At 43.0% G+C, this 21,374-nt stretch carries 11 protein-coding genes and 1 pseudogene; 6 read left to right on the forward strand and 6 right to left on the reverse strand.

The genetic code is table 11. From position 1 onward, the window contains the following. Window positions 1-289: 289 nt before the first annotated feature. Together V7K79_RS11625 and hisD are read right to left on the reverse strand one after the other, a co-directional pair. A complete protein-coding gene (locus V7K79_RS11625; RefSeq protein WP_335047732.1) occupies window positions 290-715 on the reverse strand; it encodes a universal stress protein in 426 nt (141 codons plus the stop codon). A 446-nt stretch (window positions 716-1,161) separates the two neighbouring features. Continuing rightward, complete coding sequence (gene hisD / locus V7K79_RS11630; protein WP_335047733.1) at window positions 1,162-2,463, reverse strand: histidinol dehydrogenase; 1,302 nt, start codon at window positions 2,461-2,463, stop codon at window positions 1,162-1,164. 738 nt (window positions 2,464-3,201) lie between these two features. On the opposite strand from hisD, the gene rpsT reads away from it, so the two are divergent. The 6 genes from rpsT to V7K79_RS11660 all read left to right on the forward strand — a co-directional run bounded on the left by rpsT (window position 3,202) and on the right by V7K79_RS11660 (window position 14,728). Next, window positions 3,202-3,498: a 30S ribosomal protein S20 gene (gene rpsT, locus V7K79_RS11635; protein WP_335047735.1), complete on the forward strand. Its 297-nt coding sequence runs from the start codon at window positions 3,202-3,204 to the stop codon at window positions 3,496-3,498. Between the two features lie 77 nt (window positions 3,499-3,575). Continuing rightward, the gene (locus tag V7K79_RS11640) at window positions 3,576-4,373 is read left to right on the forward strand and encodes a TatD family hydrolase (RefSeq protein WP_335047737.1); all 798 of its coding nucleotides are present in this window, start codon (window positions 3,576-3,578) and stop codon (window positions 4,371-4,373) included. A gap of 460 nt (window positions 4,374-4,833) precedes the next feature. Continuing rightward, on the forward strand, window positions 4,834-5,124 hold the full coding sequence (locus V7K79_RS11645) for a hypothetical protein (RefSeq protein WP_335047739.1): 291 nt from the start codon (window positions 4,834-4,836) through the stop codon (window positions 5,122-5,124). Between the two features lie 139 nt (window positions 5,125-5,263). Next, a complete protein-coding gene (gene rpoB, locus V7K79_RS11650; protein ID WP_335047742.1) occupies window positions 5,264-8,563 on the forward strand; it encodes a DNA-directed RNA polymerase subunit beta in 3,300 nt (1,099 codons plus the stop codon). Window positions 8,564-8,704: 141 nt separating this feature from the next. Continuing rightward, window positions 8,705-10,582, forward strand: coding sequence for a DNA-directed RNA polymerase subunit gamma (locus V7K79_RS11655; RefSeq protein ID WP_335047744.1), 1,878 nt, complete (start codon window positions 8,705-8,707; stop codon window positions 10,580-10,582). 102 nt (window positions 10,583-10,684) lie between these two features. Further along, window positions 10,685-14,728 carry a DNA-directed RNA polymerase subunit beta'' gene (locus V7K79_RS11660; RefSeq protein WP_335047746.1) on the forward strand — a complete coding sequence of 1,348 codons (4,044 nt, stop codon included), beginning with the start codon at window positions 10,685-10,687 and terminating at the stop codon, window positions 14,726-14,728. Between the two features lie 292 nt (window positions 14,729-15,020). Here V7K79_RS11660 and V7K79_RS11665 read toward each other — a convergent pair whose 3' ends face one another. The 4 genes and pseudogenes from V7K79_RS11665 to glyQ form a co-directional block, all read right to left on the reverse strand. After that, window positions 15,021-15,701 carry a uracil-DNA glycosylase gene (locus V7K79_RS11665; protein WP_335047748.1) on the reverse strand — a complete coding sequence of 227 codons (681 nt, stop codon included), beginning with the start codon at window positions 15,699-15,701 and terminating at the stop codon, window positions 15,021-15,023. 294 nt (window positions 15,702-15,995) lie between these two features. Continuing rightward, on the reverse strand, window positions 15,996-17,096 hold the full coding sequence (locus V7K79_RS11670) for a tetratricopeptide repeat protein (protein ID WP_335047750.1): 1,101 nt from the start codon (window positions 17,094-17,096) through the stop codon (window positions 15,996-15,998). Between the two features lie 182 nt (window positions 17,097-17,278). Beyond that, window positions 17,279-19,633: a ComEC/Rec2 family competence protein gene (locus V7K79_RS11675; RefSeq protein WP_335047753.1), complete on the reverse strand. Its 2,355-nt coding sequence runs from the start codon at window positions 19,631-19,633 to the stop codon at window positions 17,279-17,281. A 690-nt stretch (window positions 19,634-20,323) separates the two neighbouring features. Beyond that, window positions 20,324-21,190: pseudogene (gene glyQ / locus V7K79_RS11680) on the reverse strand (glycine--tRNA ligase subunit alpha); the annotation flags it as partial. Window positions 21,191-21,374: the final 184 nt, after the last annotated feature.

The raw sequence follows: 21,374 nt of genomic DNA on the forward strand, positions 1-21,374 counted from the left end.
TTCTTTATGCGCCACGGACACTTTGTTCAAGTAGGGAAACCCACTCATGCAAGTGTCCTTCTCTGTGGCAGTGCAGTTTAAAAGTAATTTAGCTAACGACTATAAACGCAGACAACACGGAATTGCATAGGTAAAAATTATTAAACCCTTGTGCACCATGTTGTCTACTACTTTCTAGACTATGGGAATTAGTTTTCCTTTGACTAATTTATAGCAGCTATCAGTGCCATGATCGTATTTTAGGTATTCTTCAAAGGCTAGTTTTGGTATTGCTTCCCCTTGTAAATCTTTACCTTGGTTTTACGACCAACACTGAACAATTAGCCTCTTCTACAACTTGACTGCTAACAGAACCCTGAACAATTCGTTTCATCCCCATCAAACCTCTACTGCCAATTACGATCAAGTCAGTTTTGTAAATATTGGCAAGACGAATAATCTCTTCAGCAGGATCGCCAGTTACTAGCTCTAACTCACTTCTGACTGATAAATTTTCCTGATATAATTGCAGTTGCTTTTCAATATGAAAATAAGAAAACGTTGGAGACTCTGGCTGAGGGCGATCGGCAGGTAGTTCCATTTCTGACTCTGGTGTGAGAAACACATGACAGAGAATAACCTTGGCATTTTTTGAAAACACCAAATTATCTAAAGCTTGAATTACTCGTTCTGAAATATCCGAACCGTCCAGAGCTACCAAAACATTATTTAGCACTGCTCTCGTCTCCTAAAGAGTAGACTCCTTACATACATAAGTATCTAGCAAAATTAGTCGGCAGCGTCACTAAACTAATTTTTTATTTGACAACTTAGTTTATATATAGAACTTTGATTTTATTTGTGAAAATATACTGAGACTGAAAAGCCAGTTTAATCAGGGTTTTATCTGAAATCTTGTTCATAAATCAGATATAACACCATTGGTCAGCTAGTTTTACGCCACTTTCACGCGAACAGGTTGCAGTGACTTTTCTAAAGAAACTTCTCACAAGTTTCTGGAAAAGGAAAACCCTCTCCCAAAAACTACCGTCGGCAATGCTCAACTTGTGGACGCTTAAAGGGTGGCTGAAGGCAGGATAGCAAATAGTGTGCGTTAGAGTCACTTACCGTAGGTATCGCTATCCAAACTTTAATTTATAAGAAAAAATTAAGCTTTCCAAATCACTCTTCTTGCTGAACTCGGCGTCGGACTGAATCAGCATGGGAAGGTAAACCTTCTGCTGTTGCTAGCACATCAATAGCACCAGCCACATTTTGTAATGCGGTTTGGGAGTATTGAATAATACTAGAGTGTTTAAGGAAAGTTTCAACACCCAATGCCGAAGCATAGCGGGCAGCACCAGAAGTTGGCAAGGTATGATTAGGGCCTGCCAGATAGTCTCCTACAGCTTCTGGTGTTGAGTAACCCAAAAAGATTGCCCCAGCGTGGCGAATCAGTGGTAAGAGTGCCCAAGGATCTTTAACTTCTAATTCCAAGTGTTCGGGAGCAAATTCATTTGAGAGTTCTGCTGCTGCTTCGAGCGATTCTACAAGAATAATCAAGCCATAATGAGCGATCGCTTTTTCTGTGTCTATTCGGCGTGGATGATCTACTAGCTGTCTTTCCAAAGCTAATTGGACGTTTTTCGCTAAAGCAGCATCTGTAGTCAGTAAAATCGCTGCCGCCATTGGATCGTGTTCGGCTTGGGCCAGCAAGTCAGCAGCTACATGTACTGGATTTGCGGTTTCATCGGCAATCACCAGCACTTCGCTGGGACCTGCCAAAGAATCAATACCGACGGTGCCATAGACAAGTTTTTTCGCTAGGGTGACATAAATATTACCAGGCCCAGTAATTACATTTACTTTCGGAATCGTTTCTGTACCATAAGCTAAAGCGGCGATCGCTTGTGCGCCCCCAATGCGATAAATTTCTTGCACCCCTGCTTCTTGGGCAGCTACCAAGACTGCTGGGTTAATAACACCTCCTGGGCCTGGTGGTGTTACCATCACTACGTGGGGTACAGCAGCAACATGAGCTGGAATTGCATTCATTAGCACTGTACTGGGATAGGCGGCACGGCCACCAGGCACATACAACCCAGCTCGGTCTACAGGAGTGTAGCGTTTGCCCAGTACTACTTCATCGTCACCAAAGTGTACCCAGCTTTTTGGTACTCGCTGACGATGAAACGCTTCAATTTGACGGCAAGCTAGCCGAACTGCGCCCAGTAACTCCTTTGATACCTGCTGATAGGCTGCATCCAGTTCTGAGCCTGTAACTCGGAGTTCTCCTGCTTTGAGCGCTTGTTTGTCAAATTCGTCTGTGTAATGCAATACAGCTTTGTCGCCTTGGCGCTTCACTGCTTGCAAAATTTCCCGCACCGTTGCTTCTTTGTGAAGTACCTGTTCGTCATGGGTGCGATCGCAGATCCGTTGTAGTTCTGCTCTAACGTCTGCCTGCTGAGTAATAATTCGCAGCATGGAGTAAGGACAATGCCAAAATTATAATATTGCCACCTGAGATTTAGTATTGCTCTTGACCCACTGGGGTGTGCAAGCTGACTCTAATTCTCTTCTCTAGCTTAACCTGGATTTTTTTGATACTCTCAAGGCTACCAGCGTATAGTTTGCTCAAGAAGGCGACTTAATTGCTCGAGCCGACATGCCTTGACTGGCTAGCGGCAGGAAGCAGGTGTGCCATTTCCCACTTCCCTTACACCCTTTTTCTCAATTCTTGTGGGATGTAGATGGTATGTTTACACATCCAATACCCTGAATTTACAGTGGTTAGAGTCTGAGTATAATTTTTACTGATTTCCCTAACTTTTACTAGTTAATGTGTGTACAGGCACGATATTTCGATTCTATACTTGAAAATCCCTGAGATTTAGCTCTTTACAGTTTTTGCCTTTAAATAATACATCTGGTTTACGGGCAAATTTATATTTATGGGCAATCACATTGCTTAATCAGGTTGTGATGAGTTAGGGTGACACTTATTTAGATGTATTCTATTTTAACGCATTTCCTCAATTGACGAAATACTGAATCGGCGAGTTAAAGAGTATGCAACTAATACTAATATTGATCTTCATTCATGCCCAATACGTAATCCGATAATTTTTTTTAGGAAATTATAACATTGGTAATTTGGATGCTATATTAGTAAGTCTAGTAGTGTGTGTACATGATTAATAATCAATCTTTTTGGAATTGACTGTGGCGAATACAAAGTCTTCTCTCAAACGTGCCCAAATCGCAGAACGTAATCGACTGCGTAATAAATCTTACAAATCAGCAGTCAAGACGCTGATGAAGAAATATTTGAATACTGTAGCTGCTTATACAGCTAATCCTACCCCAGAATTAAAACAAGAAGTGCAGGCTAGGTTATCTGAGGCTTACGGCAAAATTGATAAGGCGATCAAACGAGGTGTTCTTCATCCAAACAATGGGGCAAGGAAAAAGTCAAGATTGGCTCACAGATTAAAACCCCTCGCACAAACAGCTGAGTAGTCATTGGTCATTTGTCCTTAGTCATTGGTAACAAAACAAACGACAAATGATCAAGGACAAAAAATAAAGGACAAAAGATGCAACTGATAGACACTCATGTACATCTTAACTTTGATAGCTTCCAACCAGATTTAGCAACAGTGCGATCGCGGTGGCAAGAAGCAGGCGTAGTGCGTTTAGTGCATTCCTGTGTTCATCCGGAAGAGTTTTCCAGTATTCAATCCATAGCCCAAGAGTTTCCCGAAATTAGTTTTGCTGTAGGATTACATCCTTTAGATACTGATAAATGGAATAGCGAGACAGCCGAGAAAATCAAAACTTTAGCGAGTTCTGACTCAAATGTGGTAGCAATCGGGGAAATGGGACTGGATTTTTACAAAGCTGATAACTATGAACAACAGTATATGGTGTTCGAGTCCCAGTTAGCGATCGCATCTGAACTAAACTTACCAGTGATTATCCACTGCCGTGATGCTGCCGTGGCAACCAGAGAAGTGTTACAAAAATGGCGGCAAGTCAAAGGAGAAAGAGTGCGGGGTGTGATGCATTGCTGGGGAGGAACACCTGAAGAAACTCAATGGTTTCTCGATTTAGGCTTCTATATAAGCTTTAGCGGTACGGTAACGTTCAAAAATGCCAAAGCGATCCAATCTTCTGCGGCGATGGTGAGTAGCGATCGCCTACTTATTGAGACAGATTGCCCATTTCTCGCTCCAGTTCCCAAACGGGGCGAGAGGCGCAACGAGCCTGCCTACGTACTTTATGTAGCCGAGCAAGTAGCTAAACTGCGTCATCAAACAGTAGAAGCGATCGCCCATCAAACCACCCAAAATGCTTGTGAATTATTCGGTTTGTCAATATCAAGTGTTTCTTAGTCTCTTTTGTTAAGTTGTGTTAAAAAAATAAACCTATAGGGGGGACAAAAATATGCTAGTATTATTCCCTCAAAAACATTTTGCTTGCGCCATAATAATAAAGGAAGGAGCATAAAACTTCTCATCTTAATTTTCTATACTGTTATGGCTTGCCCATCCTCAAAATCTCTACAAGCGGATGCTCTCCACACATGACTAACTGTGCCAACCTAAATTGAGTTAGACTTTTGCACAACATCGGTTTAGTTTATATTGAACTTATTCAAAATCGTTAAACAAAAATTGCCTTGTGAGTACAATCCAGCAAAATCAAGTGATTCTGATTCAAAATGACAAGGTGCGGATCATTCCCTCAGTCTTAGGATATCTAAGATATCACTGAGAGTATAAACAGCAGAGTGGATTTAAAACACACTGGGTGGAGCTGCGTCAGCGAATTAACGCGCTTTTTGGAGGGGAAGTGAAAAAAGTAAATCAAATTCAAGAATATTTTAACTGGATATTCTATTTGAAATGGGCATTGGGGAGCCAGTGCGTTGAGCAGCTTTGCCAACTTGTACCTCTGCGAGGAAGTAAGCTAGGCATAGCGTCTACCACAAAAGAAGCAACTGGTGTCATTGGGCATGAGATGCACGGGGGAAAGACTTTCAGCAAGTTTTTCCCTGCTCTTATAGTACCGAGTACCCATCACTTAGTTCCGATTAGGGGTGATCACTCCCTTGTCAAAATTACTCATTCCAGCCAGATTTAATCACTGCGTTTACCCACAGATGTAAATCACAAGTGTGTAAGAAAAAGTTCCCAAACAGCTAAGGGCACTGTCTAGCAATGGGAAGCGTAAAACAACGGTGTCCAAGGGAAAATTGTACCAAGTTGACAAAGGAAGAGGCATGACTAAAGAAACATATATGGAACCCGCCTTTCTGTTGCCCGACTTGATTGAAATCCAGCGGTCAAGCTTTCGCTGGTTTTTAGAAGAAGGGCTGATAGAAGAACTGAACTCCTTTAGTCCTATTACAGATTATACGGGTAAATTAGAACTGCACTTTTTGGGCCATAACTACAAACTCAAGGAGCCAAAGTACAGCGTCGAAGAAGCTAAACGGCGGGATAGTACTTATGCTGTCCAAATGTATGTTCCCACACGTCTAATTAATAAAGAAACCGGGGAAATCAAAGAGCAAGAGGTATTTATTGGTGATTTGCCTTTGATGACCGATCGCGGCACGTTCATTATTAACGGAGCCGAGCGGGTAATTGTCAACCAAATAGTGCGATCGCCAGGTGTCTATTACAAATCAGAAATAGACAAAAACGGTCGGCGTACTTATTCAGCTAGCTTAATTCCCAACCGGGGAGCATGGCTGAAATTTGAAACAGACCGTAACGATTTGGTGTGGGTACGCATTGACAAAACCCGCAAACTCTCAGCGCAAGTACTTCTAAAAGCTTTAGGTTTGTCAGACAACGAAATCTTTGACGCCTTACGTCATCCAGAATATTTCCAAAAAACCATTGAAAAAGAAGGGCAATTTTCTGAAGAAGAAGCCCTAATGGAGTTATATCGCAAACTCCGTCCTGGGGAACCACCTACAGTCTTAGGTGGACAACAACTTTTAGACTCCCGTTTCTTTGACCCGAAACGTTATGATCTTGGTCGCGTCGGACGATACAAACTGAACAAAAAATTGCGCCTTTCTGTCCCAGATACTATACGTGTGCTGACTCCTGGCGATATTTTGGCAGCAGTAGATTATCTGATCAACCTAGAATACGACATTGGTAATATTGACGACATTGACCACTTAGGCAACCGCCGGGTGAGAAGTGTTGGTGAATTGCTGCAAAACCAAGTGCGAGTGGGCTTAAATCGGCTAGAAAGAATAATTCGGGAACGGATGACAGTATCTGATGCCGAAGTACTCACTCCTGCTTCCTTGGTAAACCCCAAACCACTGGTAGCAGCAATTAAAGAATTTTTTGGTTCCAGCCAGTTAAGTCAGTTCATGGATCAAACCAATCCTCTGGCGGAACTGACCCACAAACGCCGTCTGAGTGCCCTTGGTCCTGGTGGTTTAACCCGCGAACGCGCTGGATTTGCAGTGCGAGATATACATCCTAGTCACTATGGACGTATTTGTCCCATTGAAACACCAGAAGGTCCCAACGCCGGATTAATTGGCTCCTTGGCAACCCATGCGCGGGTTAACCTGTACGGCTTCTTAGAAACACCATTTAGACCTGTAGAAAATGGGCGAGTCAGATTTGATCTGCCTCCAGCCTACATGACAGCCGATGAAGAAGACGACCTACGGGTTGCCCCTGGAGATATTCCTGTAGATGAAACTGGGCACATTATTGGACCGCAAGTGCCAGTCCGGTATCGTCAAGAATTTTCTACCACAACACCAGAACAGGTGGATTACGTAGCAGTATCTCCCGTACAAATTGTCTCAGTAGCTACTAGCATGATTCCTTTCTTGGAGCATGATGACGCTAACCGAGCACTGATGGGATCGAACATGCAACGGCAAGCAGTCCCCCTGCTCAAACCAGAACGTCCTTTGGTGGGCACTGGTTTGGAAGCGCAAGGAGCAAGAGACTCTGGGATGGTGATTGTATCGCGTACCGATGGTGATGTCACTTATGTGGATGCTACAGAAATTCGCGTCCGTCCTAAAGCTAATACCCCCGAAATTAAATACATCCTTTCCAAGTACCAACGTTCCAACCAAGACACCTGTTTAAATCAGAAACCTCTCGTCCGCATTGGTGAGCGGGTTGTTGCTGGTCAGGTGCTAGCTGATGGCTCCTCCACCGAAGGCGGTGAATTGGCGCTAGGACAAAATATCGTTGTTGCCTATATGCCTTGGGAAGGCTACAACTACGAAGACGCAATTTTAATTTCTGAAAGACTGGTGCAGGATGATGTCTACACCTCAATTCACATTGAAAAATATGAAATTGAAGCTAGACAGACGAAACTAGGACCAGAAGAAATCACTAGAGAAATTCCCAACGTCGGGGAAGATGCCTTGCGTCAGTTAGATGAACAGGGAATTATTCGGATTGGAGCGTGGGTAGAAGCTGGTGATATCTTGGTAGGAAAAGTTACACCAAAAGGTGAATCTGACCAACCGCCAGAAGAAAAACTGTTGCGGGCAATTTTCGGTGAAAAAGCACGGGATGTGCGAGACAATTCCCTGCGAGTACCAAATGGTGAAAAAGGTCGCGTAGTTGATGTGCGCTTGTTTACTCGTGAACAAGGCGATGAACTGCCACCGGGAGCCAATATGGTAGTCCGGGTCTACGTTGCCCAAAAACGCAAAATCCAAGTTGGTGACAAAATGGCAGGACGCCACGGTAATAAAGGGATTATTTCTCGGATATTACCAGCAGAAGACATGCCTTATTTGCCCGATGGTTCACCAGTGGACATTGTACTCAACCCCTTAGGTGTACCTAGTCGGATGAACGTTGGACAAGTATTTGAATGCCTCTTGGGTTGGGCTGGTCAGACCTTGGGAGTACGATTTAAGATTACTCCGTTTGATGAAATGTACGGTGAAGAGTCATCGCGGCGAATCGTGCATGGCAAATTGCAAGAAGCACGTGATGAAACAGGCAAAGACTGGGTATATAACCCAGATAACCCTGGCAAAATCATGGTGTATGACGGTCGTACAGGCGAACCCTTTGACCGAGCAATCACCATCGGTGTGGCTTACATGCTGAAGCTGGTGCATTTGGTGGATGATAAGATCCACGCCCGTTCTACAGGTCCATACTCACTGGTGACTCAGCAACCCTTGGGTGGTAAAGCACAACAAGGTGGTCAACGGTTTGGAGAAATGGAAGTGTGGGCATTGGAAGCCTTTGGTGCAGCTTACACCTTACAGGAATTGCTCACAGTTAAATCTGACGATATGCAAGGACGGAATGAAGCATTAAATGCGATCGTTAAAGGTAAGGCAATTCCTCGCCCTGGAACTCCAGAATCCTTTAAGGTGCTAATGCGCGAGTTGCAATCATTGGGGTTAGACATTGCTGTACATAAGGTAGAAACTCAAGCAGACGGCAGTTCCCTAGATGTGGAAGTTGATTTGATGGCAGATCAATCAGCCCGTCGTACACCTCCTCGACCTACATACGAATCTCTTTCTCGCGAATCGCTGGAAGATGATGAATAAGGATTAGGGATTGGTGACTGGGGACTGGTGACTGGGGAAGAAATATAAAACAGATATTTCTAGTCTTAGTCAGCAATCCCTAATCTCTAATCCCTAATCTCTAATCCCTAATCTCTAATCCCCAGTCCCTAATCCCTAGTTATGAGACCTGCCCAAACTAATCAGTTTGACTACGTAAAAATCGGTTTGGCTTCCCCTGAACGCATTCGTCAGTGGGGCGAAAGAACATTGCCCAATGGTCAGGTAGTCGGTGAAGTTACCAAGCCAGAGACGATTAACTACCGAACTCTCAAGCCAGAGATGGATGGCTTATTTTGTGAGCGGATCTTTGGTCCTGCAAAAGATTGGGAATGCCATTGTGGCAAGTATAAAAGAGTTCGTCATAGAGGTATTGTCTGTGAGCGTTGTGGAGTAGAAGTCACAGAGTCACGGGTGCGTCGCCACCGCATGGGCTACATTAAACTCGCAGCACCAGTAGCTCACGTCTGGTATCTCAAAGGCATTCCTAGCTATATTTCCATTCTGTTAGATATGCCCTTGCGGGATGTAGAGCAGATAGTTTATTTCAACTCTTATGTTGTCCTGAGTCCAGGGAATGCCGAAACCTTAACTTACAAACAACTACTGACTGAAGACCAGTGGTTGGAAATAGAAGACCAAATTTATAGCGAAGATTCTGTGCTGCAAGGCGTAGAAGTAGGTATTGGTGCTGAAGCACTTTTGCGTTTGCTTGCCGATATTAATTTAGAGCAAGAAGCGGAAAGCCTACGGGAAGAAATTGGCAACGCCAAGGGACAAAAGAGAGCCAAACTAATTAAGCGACTGCGGGTAATTGACAACTTTATCGCTACTGGTTCCAAACCAGAGTGGATGGTAATGGCAGTTATTCCTGTGATTCCCCCCGACTTGCGTCCAATGGTGCAGCTAGATGGTGGACGGTTTGCCACCAGCGATTTGAATGATTTGTATCGGCGGGTAATTAACCGCAACAATCGTTTGGCACGTTTACAAGAAATTTTGGCACCAGAGATTATTGTGCGGAATGAAAAGCGGATGCTGCAAGAAGCAGTCGACGCTTTGATTGACAATGGTCGCCGGGGACGCACTGTGGTGGGGGCAAATAATCGACCCCTGAAATCTTTGTCCGACATTATTGAAGGTAAACAAGGACGTTTCCGACAAAACTTATTAGGTAAACGGGTTGACTACTCTGGACGTTCGGTAATTGTTGTCGGACCAAAACTGAAAATTCACCAGTGCGGTTTGCCTAGAGAAATGGCAATTGAGCTATTTCAGCCATTTGTGATTAACCGCCTGATTCGTAGCGGTATGGTAAATAACATCAAAGCTGCGAAAAAGCTCATATCCCGCAATGACCCTAGTGTTTGGGATGTGCTGGAAGAGGTAATTGAAGGACACCCTGTAATGCTAAATCGGGCACCAACGTTGCACCGCTTGGGTATTCAATCTTTTGAACCGATTTTAGTAGAAGGTAGAGCGATTCAACTGCATCCTCTGGTGTGTCCAGCGTTTAACGCCGACTTTGACGGCGACCAAATGGCGGTACACGTCCCGTTGTCGTTAGAAAGTCAGGCTGAAGCACGGTTGTTGATGTTGGCTTCTAACAATATTTTGTCACCAGCCACAGGTAAACCCATCATCACACCCAGCCAAGACATGGTATTAGGGGCGTATTACTTAACAGCAGAAAATCCTGATGCGACAAAAGGCGCAGGAAAGTACTTTTATTCGCTAAATGACGTAATTATGGCTTTTCAGCAAGAGCAAATTGACTTGCACGCCTATATTTACGTGCGGTTTGACGGTGAAATAGAATCAGACCAACCGGATATGGAACCCCTGAAAGTGACGGAAAATGAGGATGGTACTCGCACATTACTCTATAAGTTCCGCCGAGTCAGACAAGACGCTAAGGGCAATGTAATTTCTCAGTATATTTACACAACTCCTGGTCGTGTTATTTATAATAATGCTATTCAGGAAGCACTAGCAAGTTAATTCGTAATTTCTAATTCGTAATTCGTAATTGAAGAACTATTTACGAATTACGAACTACGAATTACGAATTATTAATTATTGATGACTCAGGACTAATGACTAATGACTGAAAAAATGATTTTTCGCAATCGCGTAGTTAACAAAGGTCAACTACAAAAATTAATTTCTTGGGCCTTTACGTACTATGGTACGGCGCGAACCGCAGTAATGGCTGACAAATTGAAAGATTTGGGGTTTCGCTATGCTACTAAAGCAGGGGTTTCTATCAGTGTAGATGACTTGATGGTGCCTCCAACTAAACGATTGCTCTTAGAAGCGGCCGAAGAAGAAATTCGCGCCACTGAAACCCGTTACCAACGGGGAGAAATCACGGAAGTAGAACGCTTCCAAAAGGTAATCGATACCTGGAACGGTACTAGTGAAGCTTTGAAAGATGAAGTAGTCGTCCACTTCAAGAAGACTAATCCCCTAAACTCCGTATATATGATGGCATTCTCTGGGGCACGGGGTAATATCTCTCAAGTGCGGCAATTGGTGGGAATGCGAGGACTGATGGCAGATCCTCAAGGGGAAATTATTGATTTGCCCATCAAAACCAACTTTCGTGAAGGACTCACTGTGACGGAATACATTATTTCGTCTTACGGTGCCAGAAAAGGATTGGTGGATACTGCTTTGCGGACGGCTGACTCTGGTTATCTCACCCGCCGATTGGTGGATGTATCCCAAGATGTAATTATTAGGGAATTTGACTGCGGTACCACTAGAGGTCTTACTATTGGACCAATGACAGAAGGAGCCAAAACCTTGATTCCTCTAGGAACCCGCTTGATGGGACGGGTAATTGGCGAAGATGTAGTGCATCCGGTGACAAAAGAAGTGATTGCACCACGCAATACCCCAATTCCTGAGGATTTGGCGAAGGAAATTGAAAAATCTGGGGTGGGAGAAGTTGTGGTGCGATCGCCACTAACTTGTGAAGCTGCACGTTCTGTCTGTCAACACTGCTATGGCTGGAGTTTGGCCCACGCCAAGATGGTAGATTTGGGCGAAGCTGTAGGGATTATTGCCGCCCAAAGTATCGGTGAACCTGGTACTCAGTTAACCATGCGGACATTCCACACAGGTGGAGTGTTTACTGGAGAAGTGGCGCAACAAGTTCGTTCTAAAATCGATGGAACTGTTAAGCTTCCCCGCAAACTGAAGACTAGAACGTATCGCACCCGCCACGGGGAAGATGCCCTCTATGTTGAGGCTAATGGTATCTTACTTTTGGAGCCAAAAAAAGTAGGTGATGTTACCCCAGAAAATCAAGAAGTTCATCTAACTCAAGGTTCAACACTATATGTATTTGATGGAAATCAGGTAAAACAAGGTCAGTTGTTGGCAGAGGTTGCCCTCGGTGGACGTACAACTCGGACTAATACAGAAAAAGCCGTTAAAGATGTTGCTTCTGACTTGGCAGGGGAAGTCCAATTTGCCGAAGTAGTTCCAGAACAAAAAACCGACCGTCAGGGTAATACTACAACCACAGCCGCACGCGGTGGTTTGATTTGGATTTTATCTGGAGAAGTTTACAACTTGCCACCGGGTGCAGAATTGGTGGTGAAAAATGGTGATGCGATCGCTTCTAATGGAGTTTTAGCAGAAACCAAGTTAACCAGTTTACACGGTGGTGTAGTGCGCTTACCCGAAGCTACCCCAGGTAAAAGTACCAGAGAAATTGAGATTATCACCGCTTCTGTAGTCTTAGATCAGGCAACGGTGACAGTCCAAAGTTCTCAGGGTCGCAATAACTACTTAGTTTCTACAGGTAACAATCAGGTATTTAACCTCAGGGCAACACCAGGCACAAAAGTGCAAAATGGTCAAGTGGTCGCTGAGTTAATTGATGACCGCTATCGCACAACCACTGGTGGATTTTTGAAATTTGCAGGTGTCGAAGTCCAGAAAAAAGGCAAAGCTAAGCTGGGTTATGAAGTCGTGCAGGGCGGTACATTGTTGTGGATTCCCGAAGAAAGCCACGAAGTTAATAAAGATATCTCCTTACTATTGGTGGAAGACGGTCAGTTTGTCGAAGCTGGCACCGAAGTTGTGAAGGATATCTTCTGCCAAAACAGTGGTGTGGTAGAAGTGACCCAGAAAAACGACATCCTGCGGGAAGTGGTGGTGAAGCCAGGGGAACTGCTGATGGTGGACGATCCCGAATCAGTTATCGGGCGAGATAACACCTTTATCCAACCAGGTGAAGAATTCCAAGGCAATACCGCCACGGAATTGCGTTATATCCAGTATGTAGAGACACCAGAAGGACCCGCTCTGTTGAGCCGTCCAGTAGTTGAGTTTGCCGTCCCTGATAATCCAGATGTGCCATCAACTACATCGGTAAGTCAACAAACTGGGCGATCGATTCAATTAAGAGCGGTGCAGCGACTACCTTATAAAGATTCAGAACGCGTCAAATCTGTTGAAGGTGTGGAACTGCTACGAACCCAGTTAGTGCTGGAAATTGAGCAAGAAGGAGAACAAGACCATAATGCTTCACCATTGGCAGCAGATATTGAATTGGTAGAGGATACCGAAGACCTAGAAGTTCAACGTTTACAACTAGTAATTTTGGAATCCTTGGTAATTCGTCGAGACATTACCGCCGATGCCACCCAAGGTAGTACCCAGACGACACTTGAGGTTCATGATGGGCTAACTATCGCCCCAGGTTCTGTAGTCGCACGTACCCAAATCTTGTGTAAAGAAGGCGGAGAAGTGCGGGGTGTCCAAAAAGGAACTGAAAACGTGCGTCGTTGTTTGGTGTTGCGCGATGCTGACAGGCTTCCCATTAATACTAGTACTCAGCCAAAGGTAAAAGTAGGTGACTTGCTAGTAGAAGGTACAGAAGTTGCTCCTGGAGTTTTTACCCCAGAATCAGGGCAAGTAGTGGATATTAAAAGTGTCGCTGCTGCATCTGGTGAGGAATCAGCATTAAGTACTAAAAATTACGTTATTACTACCCGTATCGGTCGCCCTTATCGAGTCAGCCCTGGTGCTGTATTGCAGATAGAAGACGGCGATTTGGTACAACGGGGTGATAACTTGGTGTTACTGGTGTTTGAACGCGCCAAAACCGGAGATATCATTCAAGGTTTGCCTCGGATTGAGGAACTACTTGAAGCTCGTAAACCGAAAGAAGCGTGCATCTTATGTCGGCGGGGCGGAGAAGTTAAAGTAGTTTACGGTGATGGTGATGAAGCGATCGCCATCAAAGTCGTAGAATCAAATGGTGTGGTGACAGATTATCCTCTGGGGCCAGGACAAAATTTGATTGTGCCAGATGGATCAACAGTATTAGTAGGACAACCATTGACCGATGGCCCATCCAATCCCCATGAAATTTTGGAAATCTTTTTTAGCTTGGGTTCTGAAGACGGAATCTATGCTTGTGCTAGCCTTGCCTTGCAAAAGGTACAGACTTTCTTAGTGAATGAAGTGCAAATGGTGTACCAATCTCAAGGGATTGATATTTCCGATAAGCATATTGAAGTGATTGTTCGCCAGATGACCAACAAAGTCAGGATTGATGATGGTGGTGACACCACAATGCTTCCTGGCGAATTAGTGGAACTGCGCCAAGTCGAGCAGGTGAACGAAGCTATGGCAATTACAGGCGGTGCTAGGGCACAGTATACCCCAGTATTGTTGGGGATTACTAAAGCATCGCTGAACACCGACAGCTTTATTTCTGCGGCGTCTTTCCAAGAGACAACACGAGTACTCACCGAAGCCGCTATCGAAGGCAAATCTGACTGGCTGCGCGGATTAAAAGAAAACGTGATTATCGGGCGATTGATTCCGGCTGGTACTGGATACAATACCTATGAAGAACCAGGAGCGATCGATGATTATGCTGCTGAAATTACCAGTAGTGTGTTAGATGAAGTTGATGATCCCTTAGATATGGTCTTAGATGATCGCACAGCTCGCACCTATAATTTAGATTCTCCTACTCTTGGAGAATCTGGCTTTGGTAGCAGACGTGCAGAAAGGTCAATTCTAGATGAAGAAGATGAATTAATTGCTGACGAAATAGTAGACGACGACGATTACGAGGAAGAAGAGGAAGACGACGAAGATGATTTTGACGACGAATAGAGACTTGAAATTTCGCGTCTAAAAGGTAAAAGGTAATATCGAGTCTGCTCGATTACCAATAACCAAAGTACCTCACCCGTGCTAGCTAGCGTGCCCCTTGTCAAGAGGCGCGCTAGCTTTAGTTTTACCCCTCCCTAACTTTCCCTAATGCCTTGGGAGAAAATTAAGTTTTATATAATAAGTGCCTTTTCAGGAGGTAAATCTCTATAAGCGCTCTGATGCCAGCAAGGGAGGCGCAGCCTCTAGGACGAAGGTATTCCCAGTCTCTAACTGGGAATCAGACAATTAAGCATTAACTGTTATGTTGAATTTCGTCTAACTTAGCACGCACTGCCTGGATATCCTGCCACATCAACCATTTTGGCCCACCTCTTTCTTTAGAAGGGTTACGCAGCAAGTAAGAAGGATGAAAAATTGGCATACATAAACGTCCTTCCCACTCCAGCCATTGTCCACGAATTTTCGTAATCCCCCGCTTATCGCCAGTGATCCCTTTGACAGCAGTTGCGCCCGTTAACAAAATTATTTTAGGGTCAACTAAGCGAATTTGTTCTAGTAGATAGGGTAGACAAGCCGCTACTTCTACAGGAGTGGGAACTCTATTATCTGGTGGACGACATTTATTTATATTGGCTATATATACATCATGCTCAGTAGTCAGATTCACTGATGCCAAAATTTTCTCCAGCAATTGTCCCGATCTGCCTACAAATGGTAAGCCGGTTTCGTCTTCATTTTGACCTGGCGCTTCTCCCACAACCATAATTGGTGCTTTGAGATTGCCACGTCCGACAACAGCATGAGTACGAGTGTCTCCCAACGCACAACGGTGACAGCGATCGCAATCCTGTGTCAACTCCGTTATGGCAGAATAAGTTCCGGGAGCGATCGGAATTTTACCGTCTGTAGGAATCAGTTCTCGTTGATTAAAAGTTGAGTCGCCAAAGAGGCTGAGTTGGGTTTCGCTGCTCATGAAAGTCACAATTTTGGCATCAGCGCCAGCTATTATATCTGATTTAAATAGCCCTCTGGCTGGATATTGATCGGAACAATAAACTTTTGCTGAATACTTAATTATTTATACAAATCTTATTGTATCAGTTAATTTGAGACAAAATTCAGTCATGATAAAAGCAGTGCCGTCCTAAGATGCTGGGGAGAAACCATGTCACATACCCCACTTGTCGCCGATCATACCAATGCAGGTAAATGCAGAGAATGCATTGATCTATGTGAGTAATTTTGAATTGTTTTGCAATCTTACTTTTTAACTATTTGAAGATGTTTCCTGCTGATATTGCATAGCTTTGGCATAATCACCCAGGGCGTAGCAAGCGATTTTCAGACTGGCAAGAGCTTGTTCTTCACTGCGACGATCTTTAATATTTCTAGCTAACAGCAAACGCTCTTCATAATATGTAATTGCTTTGTTATAGTCACCTAAAGCTTCACAAGCAACTCCTAAACTACTTAAAGACTGTTCTTCACTACGCTTGTCTTGAATTTCTTTGGCTAATTGCAAGCGATCTTCATAATACTTGATCGCTTTAGTATAATCACCTAAAGCATAACAAGCATTGCCCAGATTCTTTAGTACCTGAGAAGCACTGCGAACATTTTTTAAGGAGCGTGATAGTACTACACATTGCTCATAATAAGCGATCGCTTTTGGGTAATTGTTCAAAGCATACCAAGCATTACCCAAATTCTTGAGTACCTGTTCTTCGCCCCAATTATCTTTGAGTTCCCGCACAATCTCTAAACTTTGCTGCTGATACTCAATAGCCTGGCTAAAGTTGCCTAAAGCTTTATACACCAATCCCAAATTATTGAGTGCCGCAACTTGACTTCGTTTGTCTTGCAACTGTTGTGTTATTTTCAAACATTTTTCTAGAAACTCAATAGCCTTTTTATGGTCATTCAGATGACGGTATGCATTGCCTAAATGGGAAAGTGCTTGCATTTGCAATCCTAGATCTGAAGTGTTATTGAGCAAAGACAAACACTGTTGGGAGTAAGATATAGCATTTTTGTAGTCTCCAGCGCTGTAAGTTACCAATCCTAAAAAAGAAAGTACCTGTGCCTGTTTTTCTAAATTGCCAACTGCCTGAAACAACCCCAAGGATTGTTGTAAAGACTTCATAGCCGTTATTAATTCGCCACCTTGCTGCTGTTGAATTCCTTGCCTTAGTAGCTTAGACGCTTCTGACAAATGGTCATCACTTTCTTGTGGAGGTATTATTTCTGCTTGTGAACCAGAGTCAAATTCATGGGTAATTGTATTACGCTTCACTGGTTTTAGGTATTTTTTGGGTAATTCCAAGGGAACTGTATTTTTCGATCTGTTATTCCATTCGCCTTTAGACATCAACTCCTTTCTGTGAAGTTTGGTGCTAAATCTAGTATTCCCAAAACTGAGATACATCTTTCATCACTCTGGTTTACCACACAAAAAGTTAAAGAAACAGCTATATTCTTCACGAATACTGTAAAAATAGATTGTTATATAATTTGATACAACTTTTTTTATTCACTAAATTTATGAGTTTTTTATAAAACAGATGACTTATTTTCTGTTGATTCAATAAATGCCTCAAATTGACCATTAGGAGTCCATTGAATTGCCCCATCTCGTCCTGTAAAGAACAGTTTAGTTTGGCTTTGATTCAGTTCAGATAAAGTTTTTGAATCAAAGTTGGCAGAAGAAGCGATCGCTACTTGTGGTTGCAAAGCAATAACTAAATCTTTCAATGATTCAGGCGCACACCAAAGCACTTGTGGGCGAGTCAGACCTCCATTTTTAACTAATTGCTGTACCTCTTTTGATTTAACATTACCTACTAATAACCAATTTTGGTCTAATATTTGCAATTGTAAAATGGGTAATTGGTCATTGATTAATTGCGCTACTATCGAACCAGCTTTCACAGCTTGACCAACTGCCAAAGGTTGATAAATTCCTTGATTTTTTTGCAATTCCTGTTGAATTGCCTGAGTTGTAATGGAATTATCTATTTGGGGTGAATATTCATAAAAATTATTGATTTGTAAACGTTGCATTAATTCAAACCAAGCATTACTTTCATTACCTTGGAAATCAGTTGCGATCGCCCAATTTATTTGATTTATACCTTGCTGTTGTAAAAACGGTAGAATTGTAAAACGTCCTGTACCTTCATCACCACTATTAATTACAGTTACAGTACCTCGATCTTGAACAACTACAATTGGTTCTGTACCAGATTCTAAAACAGTTATTCTAAACAATGTATTTTTAAAATGCCAAAGCGGGATGAATACTAAACCAATCGCAATTATATTAGCAAACCACCACCGTCTTTGCCACCAACGTACTAGCCAGACCAATATAATTAGTACATAAATTGCCAAAAGCTGCCAAGTAGATATGCTGCCCACCGCAACAGAGCTTCCAGGCAATTTGCTAAAAAAGTCCACTAGTTTAATTAGCCAATCAGTAGGGTAATGTAAGACCCCGGCTAAAAAGCTTCCTGCGTCAGTCCAAACTAAACCTACTAACGCACTGATAATTCCACCTATACTAATGATCGAAATTAATGGCGTACTAACCACATTTAATAACAGACTATAAGATGGTACAACTCCAAAGACAAAAAGTTGCACAGGTAAAGTCCAAATAGTGGCAGCTAGGGGAACAGCAATCAAAGCAGCGATCGCAGGTGGTAGCCATGCTAGGCGATTGACTAATGCGGGTACTGTTACAACTAATCCTAGTGTTGCTAAAAAACTCAATTGAAAACCTAAATCCCAAATCCATAGAGGATTAAACACTAATAACAGAGTTGCTGCTAATAGTAACGATCCGAACTGTTTTACCTTCCTTTTTAATAGCAGACCAACTAATGCCGCAAAACCCATAATTACGGCTCTGAGAACCGCAGGTTGAAACCCTGTTAGACTCAAAAAAATGATTAAAGCTAAAAAACCAAGAGTAAATTGTGTTCCTTTTGTTGCTCGTCTTGTTAACTGTAAAATCACACTCAAAATTAAAGAAGTTTGGAACCCAGAAGCTGCTAAAGCATGAGCTAATCCGGCTTGTACAAATAAATCACGGATATCATAAGGTAAATCAACAGCTTTGCTACCTAAAACCATTGCACTCACAAGAGGCCCTTCAGGAATACCCAACCAACGAACTTGCGATCGCACAATCCGCTCCCGAATTTGCCACCATCCCCATTTACGTTCCCGATCCAAAACATTTATTTGTCGCCCAATCAAACCAGCAAACGTTCCTTCCTGCTTGAGAAACTTCTGAAAATCGAAACCACCAGGATTAAAAGCCGCTTTCGGTTTGTATAAAATCCCAGTCACAGCAATTTGTTGACTAGGGTATAAACCAGTAGCCTGAAGTATAGGCACTGTCACATATAATTTGCCTGTAACCCCTTGTGGAACACCCGCTGAACCTTTATCATTTTTGACTTCATCTAGCTGAGTCGCTTCCAGCCAAAATTGTCCTCGCTGACTGCGAGTTAAACGCGGATTACTCGCCACTTCGCCGCGTACAATCACAAGTTGTTCTTGATTGCTGCTATTTCCAGGTGGGACAAATTGACTAATATCTTTTGCACCCGGTTGTGGCACTCGCCATTGAAAATATAGAGTTGCCAAAAATCCCATCAAGCCAGCAGCTAGCCATATTCGAGGATGGGGAATAGTTTGCCAATTATTAGACACTGACTTTGTTTTGGTTCCAGCATTTTCTGATTTCTGAGCTAGTTGCTGTAAGATAGTGCGTCTTCTAAAAATAATTGCTCCTACTATCCCCAACCCCAAAATCCATACACCACCCCATGGAACTGCTGAAAACAGCAACCCAAAAATGTAGCCAACACAAATAATTACACCACTGGTTTGAATCATAAGATTTTTGTAAAAGCACTTGATAACCCGAATTTGCAGCTGACTTAAAAATAGCTAGGGCAGCAATAAAGAAAAATCGGCATTGCTGAATTTGATTATGAAATTCAAAAATAAAATATTCCAAACTCTTATTATCTGCGCTTAAAGTGCTGATGCGTAAGTTTTTTATCTCTAATAATCACCAACATCGAAAAATTTTTATCCTTGTGGTGAAATATAATCCATCAAGTTTATACAAACAAAGCCCGCACAGGCGGGCCTCATCGTTGTAGCTTTAATGTTCTAGACTCAAGGTTTAACGGTATTTCTGACCTTCAATAATAGCCACATCATCAAGATATACCTAGCTTAGAGAATGTAAAATCAAGGGTTTGCTAACTTGCAAAGGCAGGTTTTGTTTGTGTAGCCGCGACTTGTACTCGCGCAGGTAAATTACAAACATCCTCTTACTAAAGCTAGGTAACAAGTACTTGGATGGTTGTATTGTTTGATACATACACTTTTCTACCGAAACAATGAAAGTATAAGCCAAAAGACATAAGAGATAATTGGAATCAAAAACAGCCAATCAATAATATATTGGTAACGAGATTTAACTGTAGACTCTGAAACAGCTTGTGATAAGACTGGCTGTGAAACAAGTTGCTGCACAACTGGCTGTAAAACAGGTGGCTGTATGACTGGTTTTAAATCTTTGAGTAACGGAAAACCTAACTTCTCTCTTTGCTCAACATATAAATGAGCTACTTTCTTAGCCAAATGCCGAATCCTGGCAATATAGCGAGTTCTCTCTGTCACTGAAATTACACCTCTAGCATCCAGCAGATTAAATGTGTGCGAACACTTCATTACATAATCTAAGCTAGGCAAGACCAATGCTCGCTCCGTCAATTGGGTAGCTTCCTGCTCATACAAATTAAATAGTGTCAGTAGCGACTCAGGATTCGACGCTTCAAAGTTATAAATACACTGCTCAATCTCTCCCTGAAGGTAAATATCACCATAGGTGATGTTGTCTGTCCACTGAATCTTTGTAAATGCTTCTACTTGCTGGAGATACATTGTCAGCCGCTCTAACCCGTATGTAATCTCAATCGACACCGGACGGCAATCAATTCCTCCACACTGTTGGAAGTAGGTAAATTGAGTAACTTCCATCCCATCCAACCATACTTCCCACCCAGTACCCCAAGCTCCCACAGTTGCATCTTCCCAGTTATCTTCTACAAACCGAATATCGTGGTCTTCAGGACGGATACCTAAAGCCCTCAAAGAATCAAGATAAATCTCCTGAATATTATCTGGTGACGGCTTAATGAGAACTTGATACTGATAATAGTGTTGGAAACGGTTGGGGTTATCGCCGTAGCGTCCATCGGTAGGACGACGACAAGGTTCAACATAGGCAACAGCCCAAGGTTCTGGTCCCAAAGCTCTTAAAAAGGTCTGTGGGTTTTTAGTACCAGCCCCCTTTTCAATATCGTAAGGCTGGGCGATAAGACAACCGCGATCGCCCCAGAAATGATGCAATAAACTTATTACCGACTGAAAATTCACGCTTGTTCCATCCTTACGTCAACACAGTGCATAAACTATTGTTGCCTAGAATCCAGCACTGTAGATAGTTTCAGGGGATAGAAAAACGTTCCCAAAATATTTTGGGAAAAATAGTTGACACAATGAATGGGGTTCGCTATATTGAATAAGTGCTGGAAGCGGAGCGCGAAAAAGCGACGTTTCC

The sequence above is a fragment of the Nostoc sp. genome (genome assembly GCF_036917575.1).
GTDB lineage: Bacteria > Cyanobacteriota > Cyanobacteriia > Cyanobacteriales > Nostocaceae > Nostoc.

Bases quoted from the DNA above. Each gene is read 5' to 3' on its own strand.
- hisD (WP_335047733.1), bottom strand. From the start codon at position 2,463: ATGCTGCGAATTATTACTCAGCAGGCAGACGTTAGAGCAGAACTACAA.
- V7K79_RS11640 (WP_335047737.1), top strand. From the start codon at position 3,576: ATGCAACTGATAGACACTCATGTACATCTTAACTTTGATAGCTTCCAA.
- rpoB (WP_335047742.1), top strand. From the start codon at position 5,264: ATGACTAAAGAAACATATATGGAACCCGCCTTTCTGTTGCCCGACTTG.
- V7K79_RS11655 (WP_335047744.1), top strand. From the start codon at position 8,705: ATGAGACCTGCCCAAACTAATCAGTTTGACTACGTAAAAATCGGTTTG.
- V7K79_RS11660 (WP_335047746.1), top strand. From the start codon at position 10,685: ATGACTGAAAAAATGATTTTTCGCAATCGCGTAGTTAACAAAGGTCAA.
- V7K79_RS11665 (WP_335047748.1), bottom strand. From the start codon at position 15,701: ATGAGCAGCGAAACCCAACTCAGCCTCTTTGGCGACTCAACTTTTAAT.
- V7K79_RS11670 (WP_335047750.1), bottom strand. From the start codon at position 17,096: ATGTCTAAAGGCGAATGGAATAACAGATCGAAAAATACAGTTCCCTTG.
- V7K79_RS11675 (WP_335047753.1), bottom strand. From the start codon at position 19,633: ATGATTCAAACCAGTGGTGTAATTATTTGTGTTGGCTACATTTTTGGG.